Source organism: Microbacterium sp. BF1, from assembly GCF_019279095.1.
Classification (GTDB): domain Bacteria; phylum Actinomycetota; class Actinomycetes; order Actinomycetales; family Microbacteriaceae; genus Microbacterium; species Microbacterium maritypicum.
This window is the reverse complement of the sequence record NZ_JAGYWT010000881.1, coordinates 1-541: the sequence shown is the minus strand read 5'-3', so window position 1 is coordinate 541 and position 541 is coordinate 1. Positions and strand designations below refer to the sequence as shown.

Annotated in this window: 1 protein-coding gene; it reads left to right on the top strand. The window is 68.6% G+C overall.

The genetic code is table 11. From position 1 onward, the window contains the following. A partial coding sequence (locus KZA10_RS17340) for a M24 family metallopeptidase (protein ID WP_218683529.1) occupies positions 1–424 on the top strand: 424 nt, incomplete at its 5' end. Positions 425–541: the final 117 nt, after the last annotated feature.

The window sequence follows — 541 nt, the reverse complement described above, 5'->3', positions numbered from 1 at the left end:
GGTCGGAGTGCGCTTCCGCGACGTGCACGGCGCAGCCATGAAGGTCATCGCCGAGCGCACGGCCGAGTGGGGTCTGCTGCCCGTCAGCGCCGAAGAGGCCCTGGACGCCGACAAGGGCGGCCAGCACCGTCGGTACATGGTGCACGGCACCTCGCACCACCTCGGCATCGACGTGCACGACTGCGCGCAGGCCCGTCGCGAGATGTACTACGACGGCATCCTCGCACCGGGCATGGTCTTCACGATCGAGCCCGGACTGTACTTCCAGATCGACGACCTCACGGTGCCGGCCGAACTCCGCGGCATCGGCGTGCGCATCGAGGACGACATCGTGATGACCGAAGACGGCCCCGTGAACCTCTCGGCCGGCATCCCCCGCACCGCCGACGAGGTCGAGGCCTGGATCGCGCGACTGCAGAGCTGACGCCGATGCGCAAACAGGGGCGGGCTCGGCCGTTCTGACGATGCATGTCCGGCATCGATCAGGTCGGGGAGCTTCGGGGCGAGGCTGATGCCGTTGGTGGTCATCGCGACCTCGACG